The organism is Eggerthella sp. 1_3_56FAA (assembly GCF_000185625.1).
GTDB lineage: Bacteria > Actinomycetota > Coriobacteriia > Coriobacteriales > Eggerthellaceae > Eggerthella > Eggerthella lenta.
On sequence record NZ_GL622581.1, the window covers coordinates 482,987 to 500,690 of the forward strand.

Below are 17,704 nucleotides of genomic sequence, written 5' to 3' on the forward strand. Positions count from 1 at the left end.
TTACGCCTCGACTTTCTCAGGTTCGGGCTTCTCGGCGGTCTCGACCTCGGCCTCCGCATCCGCGTCGGCAGGCGCCGCGGTGCCGTCGGCCAGCTTGCGCTTCGCGCCACGGCGGCCGACGGTGGCTATCAGCACGCCAGCCATCAGCAGGCCGAAGCCGATCCACACTTCCAGGATCAGCGGATTCACGCGCACGTCCATCGAGAAGTCACCGTCGGAGTTCACGCCGCGGTACACGACGAACAGATCCTCGGTCGGGAACGTGATGACGCTGGCCACCAGCTTCTGCTGCTGCGTGGACTGGACGAACTGCACCGTCGGATCAACGGCCCCGACGAACTCGCCGTTCTTGTACACGTCGAAGTACACGGTGTAGAGGATGTCATCGTCGTTCGGCTGCGGAGCGATATTATTGCCGGTGTAACGCAGCTCGAAGTCTTGGATGACGAAAGGCTCGGAAGCCGAGTCGGTTTCCTCATCGTACTTCACATAGCCGGTCTTCTCGGTCACGTACATCGAGGAGCCGATGAGGCCCACGAGGATCACGGCCATGCCCAGGTGGGCGACGAAGCCGCCGAACGTGGACGCGCGGTTCACCAGCATGCCCCAAGCGGACGCCAGCACGTTGCCTTGGTGCCCCTTCTGGTAGCCGCGGATGGCGCGACCCAGCATGAACAGCGAATTGAAGAACAGCAGGCTGGCCACCAGCAAGCCCACCACGGCCACGCCGTTGTAGTACCACGACGGGCCCTGCTCCAAGAGGCCGTCGGCCTCGGTGCCGCCCGCCGCCAGGATGGCGTCGTAGCTGGGCAGCAGGTAGGTGACGAAGTAGAACATGAGCACGGCGAACAGCACGACGGCGCAGATACTCGGGATGCGGGCGCGCTTCCAGAATTGCTTGCCTTCGGTGCGGCCCCACGAAAGCAGCGGGCACACGGCCAGGATGGCCAGGTAGATCACGCCGAGCGGACGGGCGATGGCGTTGTACGTGCCGGCCGACACCGTCTGGCCGCCGAACGGCAGGAAAGCAGGAAGCGCCGACGAGACGGTCAGGTACGTCAGCAGCACCGCGAACACGACCATGATGACGTTGTTGAAATAGTAGGCGGCATCCTTCGACAGCATGTTCTCCACGTCGTCGGCGCCCGAGGAGGCCGGGCCGAAGCTCTTCCACCGCACGATAAGGCCCACGATGCCGGCCAGGATGGACGCACCGATGAGCGCGCCGAACAGCGCGAGCGACACGGGATCGCCCTCGAAGGCGTGCACCGACTGCACGAGACCCGAACGGGAGATGAACGTGCCCACGATGACGAACGCGAAGGTCAGGCACGCGCACATGACCGACCAGCGCTTGAACGCGCCGCGCTGGCGGTACACGGTGAAGCTGTGGATGAGCGCGACGCCCACGATCCACGACAGCAAGCTGGCGTTCTCGACGGGGTCCCAACCCCAGTAGCCGCCCCAGCCGAGCACGACGTACGCCCAGATGGCGCCAAGGCCGATGCCCACGCCCAGGAAGAACCAGGAGAACAGCGTGTAGCGCTGCGAGCGCACGACCCATTCCTTAGAAGAATCGTTCACGATGATAGCCGCGATGGCGTACGCGAACGGGATGGTGAGACCCGCGTAGCCCACGAACAAAGTGGGCGGATGGATGGCCATGGCCCAGTGCTCCAGCAGCGTGTTCATACCCAGCACCGAAGCTGCAGCCGTCAGATTGCCCGAGCCGTCGAAGTACTTGGCAGGCGTAGCTGCAAACGGCATGTTGCTTTCGGAGAACAGGATCACGCCCACGAACGCCGCCAGCACCAGCTGCGACACGAGCAGCGCCATAGAATCCAGCTTCCTGCCCTGCCTCATATTGCGAACGGCCACCACCGAGTTGAAGATGGCGATGAGCCAACCCCAGAACAACAGCGAGCCTTCGCGGCCTGCCCACAGACCCGACAGCTTGTAAAGCCAGGCGATGTCGCTGGACGAGTCGCTGCGATAGCGCAGCACGTACTCGATGCTGGTATCGCCGGTCATGAAGCAGTACACCAGCACGCCGCAGCACACGGTCAGAGCCGCCAGCGTCACCAGCACGGCCACATGCCCGCCCCACGTCAGCGTCTCGCCTGCACCGCCCGACTTCTTGCGGGACAACAGGGCTCCCGCGACCAGGCACACGATGGACACCGCTACGCCGGCGAATGCGACGAGCACTCCTATCAAACCTATAGTTGGCATGTACTATCCTTTCGGGGCGGCTATGCGACCGCCCTTCGTTTGTAGAAACCGGTCTAGCCTTCGAGGGCCACTTCGGTTGCGGAGAACTTGCCCTGCGCGTTCATGGATCCGGTCAGGACGAGCGAAGAGCCGTCCTTCACTTCCTCCGAGATCGCGTCGTTGAACTCGACGGCAAGCTCTTCGCCGTTCTCGGGATCGACGAGCACGAACCGGTCGCCCTCGCCCGCCGCCTTCAGCGTGCCGTCCTTCACCGCGCCGGCCACCTTCACCGGCTTGTCGACGACCTCGTCGCCGTATCCCGTCAACTGGGAAACCGTCAACGCGTTCGTGGCGTTCTCGTACTTGGACGGGCACTTCGTGACCAGCTCGCTGGCGTTGAGCACGCCGTCTTCGCCGACCTTGCCCGTGCAGATGGCCGTCACGTCGTTGCCGAACGTGGCGGAAACGCCGCCCTCGAAGCGCACGCGGAGCTGCTGGGTGATGTCCCCGTTCGGATCGTAGATGTCGAACGTCAGCACGTTGCCTTCGGTTGCGAATGAATTCTCGACGACGTTGCCGCTCACCTGGATCTTCTGATCCGCATAGCTCCCTGTCGCAGCCTCTGCCACCGACACGGTCTTCGCCGAGCTCGTACCGCCGACTACAGCTAGGATAACCACCAGCACCATGACGATGATGCCGGTCACCACAACCATGCGACGCTTCGTTTTCGCGTTCACGCTCGCCTCCTCAATTGCCTCTCTCCAACCGTCATTTTCACGTACCTCAAAGTTCCGAGGAGCGCAATGGCGCCGAATTCAAAGATTCACCATGCGCGGCGCCTCGGCGTGGAAGCCTCCTGCATATCTCGCATTCGCAGGGCCACCATTTCGTTCCTCGGACCTTTGACAAAAGGAGCCCGTCCAAGCGTACGATGGCGCTTCGGCGGGCTCCCTCTTGCTTATTCGGTTCTTTGCTCGCGAACGAGCGGTGGTGCTGTCAGTGGCTTACGCCGCAGTCGAAAGCTTGTTGGCCTCGGCAACCGTCAGCCAGCCCTCGGGCACTTCGGCCTCGCTGTGGCACTGCGTGCAGTACATCACAGAAGCGCGGTGCGCCTTGTGGCACTCGCTGCACTCGATCTCGCCGTGCTGCGCCTTGTGCGGGTTGAACTCCATACCGCTCGTAGCCTTCACGAGGTCGTCGCGCGTCAGGTTGTGGCAGCTCTCGTTCAGGCAGAACTCGTCGCCGTCAAGGCCGCGCGCCTCGGTCAGCATGTCCGTGTCGCGCTCCTCAAGCGGGTACACGTAGTTGCCGGTGACCCAGTTGATGCCCTCGGACATCTGCTCGCTCAGCGTGGGCACGTGGCAAGACATGCAGTCCTTGCCCTGGGCCTTGTGCGAGACGGCCAGCATCGCGTTCGTGTTGCTCACTTCGTTGCCCCACTTGTCGACGCCCGTGGTGCCAGGCTCCTGCTCGTACGTCTCAAGGTACTCGTCCATCGGCGTGTGGCAGATGGCGGCGCAGAAGCTCGGCTGCTCGTGCCAAACCCAGAAGCCGGCACCGGCTGCAATCAAGACAACCACGACGACGCCCACGACGATCGACCACTTCTTTCCCTTTTTCTTGGGAGCGGCTTCCTCGGTCGTAGAGCCCTCGGTCGCAGGTGCCTCAGTGGCGGCTTCCACTTTGGTTTCCTCTTCGCTCATGCTCTCTAACCCCCTTTCTCATGATCTCGTCTTGCATTTCCGTCGTCTCCGTTACAAAGTGGCATCGATTTCGCTGCCAAACGGAAACACAAGCACTTTACCACATGCATACTAGCGGTCAACCGACAAAAAACCTATCACCCATTTGGGGGGAATTAGCCCGGATTCACCCCGTTTTTCGTGTGATTCGGCCCTTTTTCGGCAAAAACAATGCATCAAGCCGGTCGAGGGGTCCTAAGACGGGGAAAGGAAGCCAGGCTTCCTTTCCCCACCCCTCTAAAGACGTTGGAGAGAACGTCGTTGTCGGCTAAGCGAGCATCGCCAGGGCTTCGTCGGCAGCAGCCTCGGCCTTGTCGAGCGTCTCGTTGGTCAGCTTGGAATTGTGCGCTCCCTCGCTGTTTTCAACCATCACGAAATCCCAGTAGAACTGCGCGTTGCGCTGAAGCTTCTGCAGCTTGGCAAGCTCCTCGGACGCAGCCGGGATATCGGTCTTTGCCTCGTTCGCAGCCTTCATGGCGGCGATCTCGTCAGCGTACTTCGCAGCGATCTTGTTGGTCATGTCCTCGATCTTCTCGCTGATCGCGGTCACGCGCTCTTCCTCGCTGGCCTGGATGTCCTTGACCTTCTTCTCCAGGTCGTCGTGGCACTTGCTGCAGTCGTTCTCGATGAGCTGCTTGTTCTCGAGCGGGCTCACCCAGTTATGCGACGTGTACTCGCCGTTCGCGCCCTCAGCGGGAGCCATGTGGCAGTCGGAGCAGCCGTAGCCGGCCTTGGCCATCGGGGACTGCTCGCCGCCGTGCATGGTCTCGAACTCGGGATGCTGAACCTTGATCATCGGAGCGAACGTGTCAGCGTGGTTCCAATCTTTGAAGTTGCGCTCGTCGTAGTAAGCCAGGATGGCGTCCGGGGTCATCTGATCGAGGCCCGTGTAGGGGTTCGTCGTGGCCTTGGTCTCGCCATCGAAGTAGTACTCGTTGTGGCACTGGCCGCACACCTGGGAGTTCATCGGGGCCTTGCTGCCCTCGCCCGCGTCGTTGCCCAGCGCCTTCACGAAGTACGAACCGGTCACCTTGAGCGACTGAGGATCGTTCTCGTGGCAGTTGTAGCAGCTGACCGGCTCGGTGAACTCGCCGATCAAGTCGTTGAACTTCTCCTTGTACACGCCTTCTCCCTCATCGTTCACCATGGCGGTGAACTGCGGGGTCTTGCAGGTGATGCAGCCGGCGAGCTGCTCTTTCTGCGTGGTGCGCGGAGTTTCCTTCACGCTCTGCAGCGTGTACAGATGGCTGGCCGCCTCGTCATAGCCGAGCGCGAACGCGTAACCCTTGTACATGGTGTTCAGAGCCGGGTACAGCTCCAGATAATTGTGCTTGTCGCCGCCATCCTGAAGAGGCGCGTTGGACTTGTTCTCCATGTACGAAGCGTACTGGTCCGGATACGCGTCCTTCCACGACTCGGCGGTGACGACGCCGTACTTATCGGGCTCAGGCGTTTCCACCTGCTGCACCGTTTTGTTCTCATCTGCCTTCTGCTCCGTAGCGTCTTCGGTAGCCTGGGGCGCACATGCAACCAGCCCCATGACCATACCGAATGCGCAGACGGAGGCGGTCCAGACAGCGAGTTTGTTCCTCTTGGTCTTAACCATACAATCTCCTCCCTTCGACTGACGATCTCTCCTTCACAAAATATACAACTTTTATTGACGGAATGCACGAGAAACGAGGGTATTCGGGGATTCCCACCACCCCATTAGGGAAAAACCCTAGTTAACTATTCGCAGGTCAGAATGGTAAAGAAGCACCTGCGGCCACATTGGCGCGGCTTGCCAACTTCCCGCAGCAGCCGCCGACCCAAGCAGGCCGCAAGCCAGGAGGGGCTCGAACGGCCCGCTGCCGAAGCCGGATCAGCAGCGGGTCGCCTCCCGCATGGAAGAGATTTAACGCTATGCACGATTTTCTTTATCGCCTTTTTTGACGACCTGGGGTTTCTTTCATCGATCACAGCGGAAAGCGCCCGCAAATCATGCATAGCGTGCATTCTCTGCCACCCTGCCCCTTCCGCTGTTGCGCCGATTCCGTCGCGAGCCTGCCGAAGCGGCCGCCGAAGGCCAATCCTGAAACGTCCCGCGACTCACTCCCCCATCGCGAGGACGGTTGCAGGCTCTTTGCGAAGAGCGGCGAGCGTGGGCACGAGCGTCGCGGCGAGGACGAGGACGAAGCCCGCGAGCGAGACGGCCAAGCCCTCGCCGAAAGCCAGCCCGTCGAACAGCGGCATGCCCACGGCGCACGCGGTGACGGCGTTGGAGACGGCCACGGCCGCCATGCCCGCCAGCGTTGCCGTGACGGCATGGATGAAGGCCTCGCACGCGGCCGCGGCCAGCAGCGTGCGCGGCCGCGCGCCGCCGGCGATGAGCAGGGCCACGTCGCGGGTGCGCGATTTCGACGTCATGACCACGCTGACCGCCGCCCCGATGGCGCACAGGAGGACGGGGCCGCCCATCATGAGGATGGCAGCAGTCCAATCGAGGCCGGTGAAGGTCATGCCGTGCTGCCCTGAATAATCCGCCCATATGCTCATGACGGAGTAGATGCCCGCCACCAAGCCGAAGCCGACCATGATGGGCGTCTCGACCGAGGTGCTGGCGCTCAGGCCGAAACGAGCGGTGTGCCGCGCCACGTACCACGCATTCCAGCGCGACTGCGGAACGACGGACGTCCACGCCTTCAAAATCGCCGCGAACGCAAGCGGGCCGATGGCGGCGATTCCCGCCGTCGTCAAAATGGGCAGGTATAGCGACCAGTTCATGACCACCCCGGGTACGGAGCCGATCATGATGGCGGCAACCTGCCAAGCGCCGATTGCCAACCCTGCAAACAGCAGGACGCGCATCCACGTCATTCCCGCGCGCCTCGGTTTCGACTCGCGCAAGACAGCCAGGGGCGACGTCCTCCCCGCGCTGCGGGCGCCCTTCAGCCCTCCGCACAAGAACGTGCCCGCCACCGCGAGCCACACAAAAGGCATCGACGCTGCACCCACCCGAGGAACTGCCTGCGCGTACTCCACTCGCGCGCCGAATACCCACGGGAACAGAGGAGAGAACGTTATGGTCGTCAGCAATGTGCCGCACATGGCGCCCAGCACCGCAACAACTACCAACTGTACGAGCACCACCGCGCTCACGAGCCTTGGCTTCATGTTCGCCAACTGCCATAGAGCATAGGAGCGCCGTTGCGTGTCCACGGTAAGGTTGGCCGTCAACGCCAGCACGGCCACCGCCGCAACCGACGAGAACGCGATCACGACGGAACCGACGCTGCGCAAGACGTCGAACGTTTCAGCAGAAGCTTCGATCGACACCGCCCAACCGCCGATGTAGCCGCAGCCCACGGCCACGAGGAACGCGCCGATCCACGTGGCGGCGTGATCGCGCAGATCCGAGAACACTAAGCGCATCATGCCGGCACCTCCGCGTCTTCCAACGCTGCAAGGATCCGAGCGGGCGTCGAGCGCCCTAGCTCTTGAGCAACCCGTCCGTCCCGCAGCACCAGGATGCGATCCGCCATGGACGCGGCTTCCAAATCGTGCGTCACCATCACCACCGAACGTTTCGGATCGTCGGCGATGCGCCGCAGCATGCCCAGCACCGCGCGGCCGTTCTGGGAATCCAACGCGCCCGTGGGTTCGTCCGCGAAGATCACGTCCGCGCCGCCCGCAAGCGCTCGGGCGATGGCCACGCGCTGCTGCTCGCCGCCGGACAGGTCGCCTGGGCGGCTCTTTCCCCTGCCGTCGAGGCCTACGCTTTTCAGCACCGCGCTCGTCTGCGCCTTCGTGATCGGGCGACCCGCCAGGCGCGCGGGCAGCGAAACGTTCTCCCCCGCGCTCAGCGACGGGATGAGGTTGTACGATTGGAAGATGAAGCCCACGTGGTCGCGGCGCGTTCTGGACAGCGCGTTGCGGCCCGCATGCACCATCTGCGTGCCCATCATCTGGATGGAGCCCGAGTCGGCCGCCTCCAATCCGGACAGGCAGTACAGCAGCGTCGACTTCCCCGATCCGCTGGGCCCCACGATGCCCACCATCTCGCCGGACTCGACGCGTAAACTGACGCCGCGCAGCACGTCGGCGACCCGACGCTTGCTTCCGCGCCCGATGCTGAACGATTTCTTCACCTCACGTGCGACGATCGTCGTGCTCATATGCTCTCCTTTGAACCGATTTTGGGAATGGCGTGCCAGGGGCGAGCTTCGCCCTGGTCGAACCTGTTAGTTGCTAAAGGTGTGTCAGATGTGTCAAAGGGACGTGCGATTTGACACGCTTCGATGCGCAGCCTTTCCTTCGAAGAACCTCGCGTAACGCCTAACCGTCGCTTCGCGCGGAACGGAACGCCTTGATCGCAAGGCACGCGAGGCCGCCGACCGGCCATGCCAGCAGGAACAGCCTGCTCGCCGGCGTGAACATCAACACCAGGCCGACCGCCGTCGCCGCAAGCATAACGGCTGCGTAGGTGCCGCGTTCGCGCTTGGCACGGCGGGCGCGCTCGGCAAGGCCGTCGTCGCCCATAGCCTCGATCTGCTCCTCGCTCATGCCGCCGAGCGATACGCGGTTGTAGCGCGCCAGATTGCAGCGCGCCCCCAACAACGCGCTCCGCACGATAACGAACACGCCGACTGCAGCGAACGCCAAGAACGTCGCGCTTGCGAGCCACACGTCCGCTTGCAGCACGATAGTCGCGGCCAGCCCCGCCATGAGCAGGCCGATGCCCGCGACGAGCCCTGTCGACAGAGCGGTGCGCGCTTTGCTTTTCTGGTCGGCCGTGTAGAAGTCGTCGACGAAGGGGTGCGCCTTGCGGAATGCGCCGCGCGCGAACGATGCAGGGAGGATGAGCGCGAGACCGACGGCCACGCCGACGAACACGAGCGCGGATGCGAAGCTCCTCACTTCGGCTATCGGCATGAGCCTAGGATCCGACAGGATGAGGGCCAATGCCGCGCTCGCGAAGATGACGGCGATGCCCAGCGGAAGCTTCCACGCGAAAACGCGCATGGCTTGATCGTACCCGGTCACGTCCTGCTGGGACTTTCCCGGTGGAATGCTGGCGACCCCGTTGGCCGGACGGCCGGTCAAGTCGCCCGTCACCAGCTCGTCGAGCGTGCATTCGAACAAAGCGCACATTTTCAGCAGCTTGTCCATCTCGGGATACGCGCGCTCGGCCTCCCATTTCGACACCGATTACCGGCTGACGCCCAACAGCATGGCAAGCTGCTCCTGCGTCATGTTGCGCGTAGCGCGCAAGTGCTGCATGTTGTCGCGAAAGCTCATAGGTCCATCCTTCATTCGTGCGGTCGATGCCCCCATGATGCGGGCGCCTCAGCCCGCACTCAACCAACTTCTGGCTTCTTTTTCGCGGACAGCGTGACAACTTCCGGTATCGAATCGCAGGTCAGAGAGAAGTATAGCGCAACATGAAAATCGGGGACTATCAGCCTTCTCGATCAAGGTTCGGAGGTAGAGATGAGAAGATTAGAACCCACGACCCTCCCATTGCAAGTGCAACGCCCTACCCAACCGTGCCAAGCGGTTCATATCAGTTGTGATCGTATACGTACCACTTGGGCTCCCAGCTCATCCGTAAACGATCACAATTGATTTAGAAGATAAAATGGTGATGTGTCCGTCGTATGTCTTGCGTCCAAGAAAACACGAGATATGCTGAGCGTTAAGCAAATCATGAATAACTATTCGTCAACCGCCGCAGGGTTCATCGCAATGCTAAGCAATTCTTCGAAAAGGGGCGGGTTGTCATATACCAGAATCGCCAACCGCTCCCTTGTTCTAGTAAGGCCCTGAAAAAGCATTTTGGGAAGGATATATTCTCTATACGGATGAGCGTATGACTTTAGCTTTCCATTTTCAAAGAAGAAGTTCTTATCCATAGGTATTATTACCCTATCGAATTCTTGCCCGATGACATCATGAGTACTGTATCCTTCTGAAATGTGAACCCAAATATCAGAATTCCATTTTTTGTACTGTGAAGGCGTGTAATAGATATATTGATATCCGTTGGCTTTGTAGCTTTCAATAATTTTTCCCGCTTCGAGGATCTCGCCCGCATACAATACTTCGATGTTCTCGAAACGTATTTGGTTGCTTTCAGATTTTAGCGAGAACAAACGTCTCACAAAAGCTGCTATCTCCTTGTTTGTTCTAATCTTTTTTGACAGTTCCTTGCAAATTGCGTTTGGCATAGTCTCGATAATCTTGCTAGAAATCTCATTACGGATTTCCGAAGCTTGCATTGTCTGATTTGAGTCAAGAAAGAAGAAGCAAGGCAATTCGGTCTCTTTTATCCTTCTTACAACCTCATTGAATTGGTGAAGCCGTAGGCGATGACATTCATCAATGAATATCGCTCCGTAGTCTTCTAGCGCGATTTTCTCGCAACCTTTTGCAGGAACTACCGAAAATGAACTCTGCGAAGAATTAAGCAAGCGATGCCCTTCGCTAAGTTGGCCGCAATGAATGACGCACGACGGCAACTCTCCTACAAGCGATTTTGCTAAATCGTATAGAAGCAAGGTTTTACCGGTTCCTGCCGTTCCAGTGATTTTGTATGCCGCCCCTCGTAAAGCCCCTTCAGAATTTTTCCGGAGAATTTCATTTTTAATCTCTTGCTGCTGCTGGGTCAGAAAATATCCTCCCGACATAAAGCGGGAAACGTCGTTAACTGGCGAAACAAGATATTTCTTTTCGCGGAATATCTCATCGTAGTCTCCAGAAAACCTATCTCTAGCAAGAAGCAAGGTTTCTATCAATACATCCATTTCACAGGAAACTATTGACCCATTCGAATATTTCTCTAAATCTCCACTCTCGGCCGTAAAAGTAAATAACTCTATCTTCTTGCCCTCTATAAAACTAAGGTAATAATTGTTTCTTGCTAGCTGAGCACACTTTTTATCATCGCTCACTCTTTTGGACTTAAGCTCGATGTTAACAATACTGTCACTCGAGATCATTAAGAGATCGAACTCTTTTCCTATGTGCGGTATCGAATAGGAGAACACAAAACCATCCAGCAGCCCAATCGAAAAACGCGGATGCTCGGAGATAAGCGAAACGAATGCATCGAGCGAAGCTATTTCGTGATCCGAAAACTCCACTATCTCCTCTCGTTTTGAGAGCAGTCGCTCAAAACGAGAGAAAGTTGAGGGCATACATTTATTGTTCGGCCTGGTAAGGATGTATAAATTTGCCGGTAATTGCATAGCGCCCCTTGCGATATAAGCTCCATAAATCACCTAACCACTTTACCTATATCGAATCGAAGCGACAACACCTTAGCCAACAAAGTAAAGCCACGTTTCGCTCTGCAAGCTACCAAAGAAACCGGAGTCGAAGTCGGTGGTCTCAACCCCACCTAGGTCTCCACAGTGGAAAAGGATCCGAGTCTTCGACTGCAGCATCGCGAATGCACCATCTCGCCAAGAGGCACGCACGTGATCGCAATCGTTATGCATTTAAAATAGCGATGCATCCTTTGACGGCTATCGAAATCTTATTTTTTCGAGCTTGTCTAAATAATTCTTCTTAAGCTTTCTTGTGCTTTCAAAAAATATTTCTTCTGAATGGGAAAGACCGCGTCGATCAGCTTTGATCCTAACGAGTTCGAGCGTGCAGAGGAGGTCTGCCGACTGGAAAAGACGATAGTCGGAAGGAACTACCTTGCGGTAGTCGACCTCGAAGAACACCGATCCGCATACCGTCCCTACGAGCTCGGTTATAGGCGATTGACCGTTGTCGTAGTAGACGGTCACCTTGTCGAAGCTAAGGAAGTAAGCCATGTTGTCGCGGAAGAAACCTGCAAGCTCTCTTGCGAGTCGTGCTTTCAACCTAATCCTATCGGGGCATTCTTTCTTCCGAACGGAAATCGTTATGTAAGATACTCCGGTTCGACGCGTAAAAGCATACAGTCGGCTCAAAGCAGCTCTTCTTGTGGACAAGGGAACACTGCGATACTCGTCTTCCTTGCGGACGATAGGCCCGGCATGAAGTGCGCGATCCGAAGGCAATCCTAGTTCCTGTACACGATGAGCTAACGCTTGGATCTCGGCATCAATGCAATTCGACTGGTCGTGAAATACAAGGGTCAGCAAATAGTTCTCGGAATTACTTCCGAAGTCGCCCGATTCGTCAATGAAAATGCTCAGCTCGGACACGAAACCCCTTAGGAATAGAAATGGCGGGGGACTTCCCCCGCCGCTGGGTGGACCCGGGCCTTTCAGCCAGTCCAACTAGTATACATTTTATCAAAACCAGAGCGCTCCAACAAGCTGTGTAAGGAGGCATGCCGATTCCGTCAGCCTACCTTCACAATTCGATTATCCGCAATCGCCACGCCCCAATGGGCTAATAGAGTTGCCGGGGGACATCCCCCGGCACTTGGAAGCCCCATAAGATGCGACCAAACAGTTTATAGCATGCAGAATCGAAATGAGCAACTTCACGGAGCACCGAATATGCAAATCGGGGCGAAGCCGTTGGCCTCGCCCCGATCAGATTTCCGTGGTGGAGATGATGGGATTCGAACCCACGACCCCCACGTTGCGAACGTGATGCTCTCCCAGCTGAGCTACATCCCCACGGGTAGTGCGCTTATCGCGCGGGGCAATATTCTGCCTGTCTTGGAGGCATTTGTCAAATGGCAATTGCAGACGATCTGCAAAATGCACACGAACGGGGCCTACAGCTCGGCATTCTCGTCGATGAACATGGCGTTCGCCTCGTCAGCGGAAACGTGTTTGAGGATATCTCCCGGCTGGCATTTGAGCACCTCGCACAACATGTCGAGCGTGCTGAAGCGAACCGCCCTGACTTTGCCGGTCTTGATGCGCGAGAGATTGACGTTGGTGATTCCCACCTTGTCAGCAAGCTCGTTCAGCGAGATATGCCGATCCGCCATGACCTCGTCGAGATGAAGAACGATTGGCATCGAATACGCACCTATATCGTATCGTCCGAAAGTTCTTGCAAAAGGACGCCATACTGGAACACAAAAGAGAATGCAAACGCAACGGATGCTCCGATAATTGGCGCTAAGTTAATAGGTATGATCTCATTGCCGCCGGTAGACACGTATCCAGAATTTAATCCTGCATATTGGACTAATCCAATATGCCCAGAAATGACAACATCGACAATGGCATAAATAGCTAAGAGACCTGCGATCAGCCGAAGTCTTTTCACTTGCTTCATTACAAAAGGAGATTGACCTTTCACCGCATCAACGAATATGCCAATAAACACAACAAAGATTAGCGCTACCGCAAAACCATGTACGAAGTACAACGCGATTCGAGGAACGCTCACACCCTCAGCAGCTCCCAATTCGCTAGGATTAATTAGCGAATAAATCATTAATAGAACGGTTGAAAGCCAACAAACACAGAAGACTACAAAAATGATTTTGACAATGATCCCTATCAACCGACATACCTTATGCACCTTTGCAAGCGAGTGTTCCGTTTCGACCTTGTCCTCACATTGCATATATCCTCCTCGAAAATCTCTTTGAATAGAGAATCATAGCATTAGGGTATTCGGATATCGAAATAGCAAAAGGATCCCGTTTCAAGAAAGAGACCCTTTTCGATAATCGAAAGCATTCTAAAAACCAGGAGCAATGCAGATGCCCCCAAAGCCAAGAACAGGACAGTTTGCATACGTATCCACTTCGCTATAGAACAGCATTCTTTCACCTCCTTTGTTGTAGCGATTCTGACATGGCTTTTCCCAGGACGTCGTAGAATTCCTGGGTCATCAGGCAGTAGGAGTCCTTCGACTCCAGGTTGCCCGATTCGAACAGCGAGCGGGCTCGGCAGCCTCCCCCGCAGATTCGCAGATACCGGCACGCTCCGCAGTCCTCGAACTTTTCGGCGTCGAGGGTTTGGAACGTGCGAGACACATCCGTCTGCAGCGCGTCGAGCACGGCGCCCGTGAACGCGTTGCCCATGGCAAGCTCCGGGCGATGCAGCATGTGGCACGGGTAGATGGTGCCGTCGGCGTCCACGCTGAGCGACTTGCAGCCGGCGCCGCAGTTGCGCTTCACCGTGAGGTTCACTCCTACAGGCGCATCCATCGCGGGAAGGGGCTTGCCGTTGTCAAGCGTCAGCAGCGCGCGACCCAGCATGCGCAGCTCGTCCGCGCCGGGCAGCAGGCCTCCCAACACCTCGTCGTCAGGCTCGCAGGTGAGCAGGCTGAAGTTCAGCGACGCGCCCAAATCGCGCGACAGCTGCACGTACGAGGCCAGGTCGTCCACGTTCTTCGCATGCACCGTGGGAATGATGTGCGCCGGGATGCCCGCACGCTGCACCATGCGCACGGCTTCCACCAGCTCGTCGAAGCGCTGCTCGCTCCTGATGTACGCCGGCGCAGCAGCCGAACAGCCGTCGAACGACACCGACACGCAATCGACGTTCGGCGCCAGCCGCTCAAGCGCTTCCTCGGTCATGCGCGTGCCGTTCGACAGCACGGTGACCGACGCGATGCCGCAGGCGCGCTTCGCATGCTCCACGATGTCGGGAAGATCCTCGCGCAATAACGGCTCGCCGCCCGAGATGATCAGCTGCGACAATCCGGCGGCGGCAAGCCCTTCCACCGCGCGCTTCATGTCGGCCAAAGGCGCGTCGGCCAGACGGTTGCGATGCTCGTCCAGCGAGTAGCAGCCCGCACATGCGAGGTTGCAGCGCTGCGTGACGTGCAGGTACGCCGAAAGCACGCGCGGCTCGGCAACGACCCGCTGGAAGAAGCCGCCGCGCGCAAGATGTTCCAGCAACGCCGGATCCACCGCGGTCACATCGTCCTCGGGAACATCCTCCTCGAGCATGCGCGCGCAAACCGCAGCGCCCTGCTCGGTCAAACCGATCGCATATCCGGTACCGAGGCAGCCCACCATCGGGATTCCCGCGAAGTCGAACAGAACTACCTCTTCGGTAAACCTCATACACCCAGCCCCTCGTCGTACGATCGATGCATCCCGGACAAACATGGCGCAAAACCGTCTCTCCACGCTTACAAAAGCATACTAGCATTCAATGAAACCTTGCTGCTAGGGGGCTTCTGAAATACCGGTGCGACAAGTTGCGTAATCCGATGATTACAATTAGGAATTTTGCAGTCCATCTGGGCATTCAGTCGGAACAAAACGGCGAAGCCACCATCACAGATTTAATGTTTTATGATAAATTGTCTGACGTTAAGATTACTGCAGAGCCACGATCATCGGAAAAGAGCCGCCGTCATGAATATCAGCCGATCGGAGCATATCGTGACCGCCGGACGCAATGGAAGCCTCTCATGCCATTGCGCGCATAAACGCGATCTTCAACGATCGCACTAGATGATACCACGAGCGAACCACCGGACTTGAAAGGGATGACGCTGATGAACACTCCCGCAGATCGTGAACTGAACAAGCGCCTCATCGACATCTCCAAAGCTTTGACTACGCTTCTTTGCGGAACCTCTACCGTAGACGATTCCGCCTACATCCGCGACGAGGCGCTTCGCGCCGTTGCGGAGCAATCGGAGCTGGCTCGGCTGAAGCTCTCGCGCGCCGCCTCGGGAAAGTAGCGCCGAACGGGAGAAGGCCGACGCCCTTGCACGGACGCCGACCTTCTTGACCGCAGACGCGAAACGCAGGGCGTAGTCGAAACGCCGCCGCTTAGGCGTTCGCCACCGCCGAGGCTCCGGCGATGCGGCCGAACACGATGAGGTCGGTGAACGAGTTGCCGCCCAGACGGTTGCCGCCCTGGACGCCGCCGGTGACTTCGCCGCACGCGAACAGGTTGGGGATGGGTTCGCCCGCCTCGGTGCACACCTGCGCGTCGGTGGTGATGCACAAGCCGCCCATGGTGTAGTGGATGGTGGGGATGCGCTTGGAGGCGTAATACGCGGGATCGGACAGCTCGGTGCCCAGCAGCTCCTTGCCTGGGGCGATCTGCGTGTCGACGCCGGCCTTCACGCAGGCGTTGTAGCCCTCCACCGTCTCGGCCAGCGCATCAGCCGGGACGCCGATCTGGTTCGCCAGATCTTCGATGTCGTCGGCCTTGAAGCTGTGGCCCTTCTCCACCAGCTCGGCGATCTGGTCGGCGCGGTCGGCCGCGATGTCGGTGGAGTCCACGAGCAGCCACATCTCGTCGTTGGGCTGTTCCAGAATGGCGTCGGCGATGGTGTCGCGGCGCTCGTCCTCGCGAATGAAGCGCTTGCCCTCGTCGTTGACCATCACGTAGTCCTCGACGCCCAGCCAGTTGCCCACGAACGTGGCCACGCCGCCGTTCTGGGGATCGCCCAGCGGGTGGATCTGCACCAGCTCCATGTTGCGCAGGCCCGCGCCCACGCCTTCGCCCAATCCCAAGCCGTCGCCGGTAGACGAGCACACATTCGACGAGGGCATGTCCTTCGTCACGCGCTTGTCGTACTCCATGGCCAGCTCGGCGTTGCGGGAGTAGCCGCCCGTGGCCAGCACCACGGACTTCGCGCGCACGGCAACGGAAGCACCGCTCGAAGGACGGGTTCCGGCGACGCCCGTCACCTTGCCGTCCTCCTCGACAAGCTGTTCGACCTTCGCGTCGGTGTACAGCGTGACCTTGCCGGTCTTGTCGGCGCTGTCCTTCAGGCACGACACGTAGTAGCTGCCGCCCTGCTCGCCCTTCTTCTCCACCTCGACGGCGTGACCGCGCTGCCATAGGCCGCCGATGGCCGTGAACGGTTCCTTCTCGTACACCAGGCCGTGGTCCTCCATCCAGTGCACAGCGTCCAGCGCGTTGTCGGCCAGGATGCGCACGAGCGCAGGATCGCCCAGCTCGTCGCCGCCTTCGAACGTCTGCTGGTAGAACAGGTCGGGAGAGTCCTCGATGCCGAGGGGCTGCTGACGCTCGGGGTCGGGCGCGTTGAGCGTGCCCTCGCCGGCGTTCGTGTTGCCGCCGTAGATGTCCATCTTCTCCAGCATGACCACCGTCTTGCCGGCCTCCGCCGCGGTGACGGCCGCCGCGAACGCCGCGCCGCCGGAACCCACGACGCACACGTCGCAGTCCTCGTCGATGGCGGCCGCGGGCTCGATGCCCGTGTCGGCCTTCTTGAGGGCCTTCACGTCGCCGCCCGCCTGGTCGACGCACTCGGCTACGGCCGTGGCGAAGGCCATGGACGACAGCGAAGCGCCCGTGACGGTGTCGAAGTTGAGGCTTTGCGACTGGAGATACTTGTCCTTGAGGATATCGATGGCAGCGTCGCCGATGTTGCGGCTTTCCTCGTGCTCGACATCGATGGCGTCGATGGCGTCGTCGGTGAACGTGACCTTCACGTTGACGGCGCCGTTGCGGCCCTCGGCGCTGGCCTCGTACGTGCCCGCCTTGTAAGCCTGAGCGCCCGCGTTGCCGTTCGCGTCGGCCTTCGGCGAGCATCCGGCCAGGCCGAGCATGGCCAGCGCCATGGTAGCGGCGCTGCCGCAGATGAACTGGCGACGGTTCATCTGCAGGCGCGCGCGCACGTTCGCCTCGATGCGACTCATGGCTTCTTCCATACGCTGGCGGGCGGCGATTTCGTTCGGGTTCTGGATCATGGCTCCTCCTTGGTTGTGTCTGCTTCCCTCACCGTCGCGGCGCGACCCTTCGCTGAGCCGCTGCCGGATCGCGATCGGCTGACGAGCGGGAAGATCAGGGAGGGAATGCCCGCCGGTCGATCGCGATGGGTTCATGATGCGGCGCAAACGGGTGGCGCAACAGTACACG

At 59.1% G+C, this 17,704-nt stretch carries 14 protein-coding genes and 1 tRNA gene; 1 reads left to right on the plus strand and 14 read right to left on the minus strand.

Annotated elements, in window-relative coordinates:
* The 13 genes from HMPREF1023_RS12355 to HMPREF1023_RS12420 all read right to left on the minus strand — a co-directional run bounded on the left by HMPREF1023_RS12355 (position 1) and on the right by HMPREF1023_RS12420 (position 14,919).
* Entirely contained in the window at positions 1-2,232 is a 2,232-nt protein-coding gene (locus HMPREF1023_RS12355; protein WP_009306703.1) for a heme lyase CcmF/NrfE family subunit, read from the minus strand.
* Between the two features lie 53 nt (positions 2,233-2,285).
* Positions 2,286-2,951, minus strand: a complete 666-nt coding sequence (locus HMPREF1023_RS12360) for a cytochrome c maturation protein CcmE (protein WP_009306704.1) — start codon at positions 2,949-2,951, stop codon at positions 2,286-2,288.
* Positions 2,952-3,218: 267 nt separating this feature from the next.
* The gene (locus HMPREF1023_RS12365; RefSeq protein ID WP_009306705.1) at positions 3,219-3,917 is read right to left on the minus strand and encodes a cytochrome c3 family protein; all 699 of its coding nucleotides are present in this window, start codon (positions 3,915-3,917) and stop codon (positions 3,219-3,221) included.
* 307 nt (positions 3,918-4,224) lie between these two features.
* The gene (locus tag HMPREF1023_RS12370) at positions 4,225-5,562 is read right to left on the minus strand and encodes an ammonia-forming cytochrome c nitrite reductase subunit c552 (RefSeq protein WP_009306706.1); all 1,338 of its coding nucleotides are present in this window, start codon (positions 5,560-5,562) and stop codon (positions 4,225-4,227) included.
* A gap of 485 nt (positions 5,563-6,047) precedes the next feature.
* Complete coding sequence (locus tag HMPREF1023_RS12375; protein WP_009306707.1) at positions 6,048-7,373, minus strand: FtsX-like permease family protein; 1,326 nt, start codon at positions 7,371-7,373, stop codon at positions 6,048-6,050.
* Complete coding sequence (locus HMPREF1023_RS12380; protein ID WP_009306708.1) at positions 7,370-8,113, minus strand: ABC transporter ATP-binding protein; 744 nt, start codon at positions 8,111-8,113, stop codon at positions 7,370-7,372. Before HMPREF1023_RS12380 ends, HMPREF1023_RS12375 begins: the two co-directional genes overlap by 4 nt.
* A gap of 160 nt (positions 8,114-8,273) precedes the next feature.
* Positions 8,274-9,143 carry a hypothetical protein gene (locus HMPREF1023_RS12385; protein ID WP_009306709.1) on the minus strand — a complete coding sequence of 290 codons (870 nt, stop codon included), beginning with the start codon at positions 9,141-9,143 and terminating at the stop codon, positions 8,274-8,276.
* Positions 9,144-9,652: 509 nt separating this feature from the next.
* Complete coding sequence (locus HMPREF1023_RS12390; protein WP_009306710.1) at positions 9,653-11,185, minus strand: ATP-binding protein; 1,533 nt, start codon at positions 11,183-11,185, stop codon at positions 9,653-9,655.
* 279 nt (positions 11,186-11,464) lie between these two features.
* Positions 11,465-12,136, minus strand: coding sequence for a DUF3800 domain-containing protein (locus HMPREF1023_RS12400; protein ID WP_009609458.1), 672 nt, complete (start codon positions 12,134-12,136; stop codon positions 11,465-11,467).
* A 347-nt stretch (positions 12,137-12,483) separates the two neighbouring features.
* Positions 12,484-12,559 (minus strand) — tRNA-Ala (locus HMPREF1023_RS12405).
* Positions 12,560-12,660: 101 nt separating this feature from the next.
* A complete protein-coding gene (locus HMPREF1023_RS12410) occupies positions 12,661-12,909 on the minus strand; it encodes a helix-turn-helix transcriptional regulator (protein ID WP_009306712.1) in 249 nt (82 codons plus the stop codon).
* An 11-nt stretch (positions 12,910-12,920) separates the two neighbouring features.
* Positions 12,921-13,466, minus strand: coding sequence for a hypothetical protein (locus HMPREF1023_RS12415; protein ID WP_035577753.1), 546 nt, complete (start codon positions 13,464-13,466; stop codon positions 12,921-12,923).
* A gap of 205 nt (positions 13,467-13,671) precedes the next feature.
* Positions 13,672-14,919 (minus strand): radical SAM protein, encoded by a 1,248-nt coding sequence (locus HMPREF1023_RS12420; RefSeq protein WP_009306713.1) that lies wholly within the window; start codon positions 14,917-14,919, stop codon positions 13,672-13,674.
* Positions 14,920-15,359: 440 nt separating this feature from the next.
* Here HMPREF1023_RS12420 and HMPREF1023_RS12425 point away from each other — a divergent pair, with 440 nt between their 5' ends.
* On the plus strand, positions 15,360-15,548 hold the full coding sequence (locus HMPREF1023_RS12425) for a hypothetical protein (protein WP_009306714.1): 189 nt from the start codon (positions 15,360-15,362) through the stop codon (positions 15,546-15,548).
* A 91-nt stretch (positions 15,549-15,639) separates the two neighbouring features.
* On the opposite strand, the gene HMPREF1023_RS12430 is transcribed toward HMPREF1023_RS12425, so the two are convergent.
* Positions 15,640-17,535, minus strand: coding sequence for a flavocytochrome c (locus tag HMPREF1023_RS12430; RefSeq protein WP_009306715.1), 1,896 nt, complete (start codon positions 17,533-17,535; stop codon positions 15,640-15,642).
* Between the last annotated feature and the right edge of the window lie 169 nt (positions 17,536-17,704).

What these genes read in the sequence shown, in the direction of transcription:
- HMPREF1023_RS12355 (WP_009306703.1), bottom strand. Translation starts at nt 2,232, where the DNA reads ATGCCAACTATAGGTTTGATAGGAGTGCTCGTCGCATTCGCCGGCGTA.
- HMPREF1023_RS12365 (WP_009306705.1), bottom strand. Translation starts at nt 3,917, where the DNA reads ATGAGCGAAGAGGAAACCAAAGTGGAAGCCGCCACTGAGGCACCTGCG.
- HMPREF1023_RS12370 (WP_009306706.1), bottom strand. Translation starts at nt 5,562, where the DNA reads ATGGTTAAGACCAAGAGGAACAAACTCGCTGTCTGGACCGCCTCCGTC.
- HMPREF1023_RS12375 (WP_009306707.1), bottom strand. Translation starts at nt 7,373, where the DNA reads ATGATGCGCTTAGTGTTCTCGGATCTGCGCGATCACGCCGCCACGTGG.
- HMPREF1023_RS12380 (WP_009306708.1), bottom strand. Translation starts at nt 8,113, where the DNA reads ATGAGCACGACGATCGTCGCACGTGAGGTGAAGAAATCGTTCAGCATC.
- HMPREF1023_RS12390 (WP_009306710.1), bottom strand. Translation starts at nt 11,185, where the DNA reads ATGCAATTACCGGCAAATTTATACATCCTTACCAGGCCGAACAATAAA.
- HMPREF1023_RS12410 (WP_009306712.1), bottom strand. Translation starts at nt 12,909, where the DNA reads ATGCCAATCGTTCTTCATCTCGACGAGGTCATGGCGGATCGGCATATC.
- HMPREF1023_RS12415 (WP_035577753.1), bottom strand. Translation starts at nt 13,466, where the DNA reads ATGCAATGTGAGGACAAGGTCGAAACGGAACACTCGCTTGCAAAGGTG.
- HMPREF1023_RS12420 (WP_009306713.1), bottom strand. Translation starts at nt 14,919, where the DNA reads ATGAGGTTTACCGAAGAGGTAGTTCTGTTCGACTTCGCGGGAATCCCG.
- HMPREF1023_RS12425 (WP_009306714.1), top strand. Translation starts at nt 15,360, where the DNA reads ATGAACACTCCCGCAGATCGTGAACTGAACAAGCGCCTCATCGACATC.
- HMPREF1023_RS12430 (WP_009306715.1), bottom strand. Translation starts at nt 17,535, where the DNA reads ATGATCCAGAACCCGAACGAAATCGCCGCCCGCCAGCGTATGGAAGAA.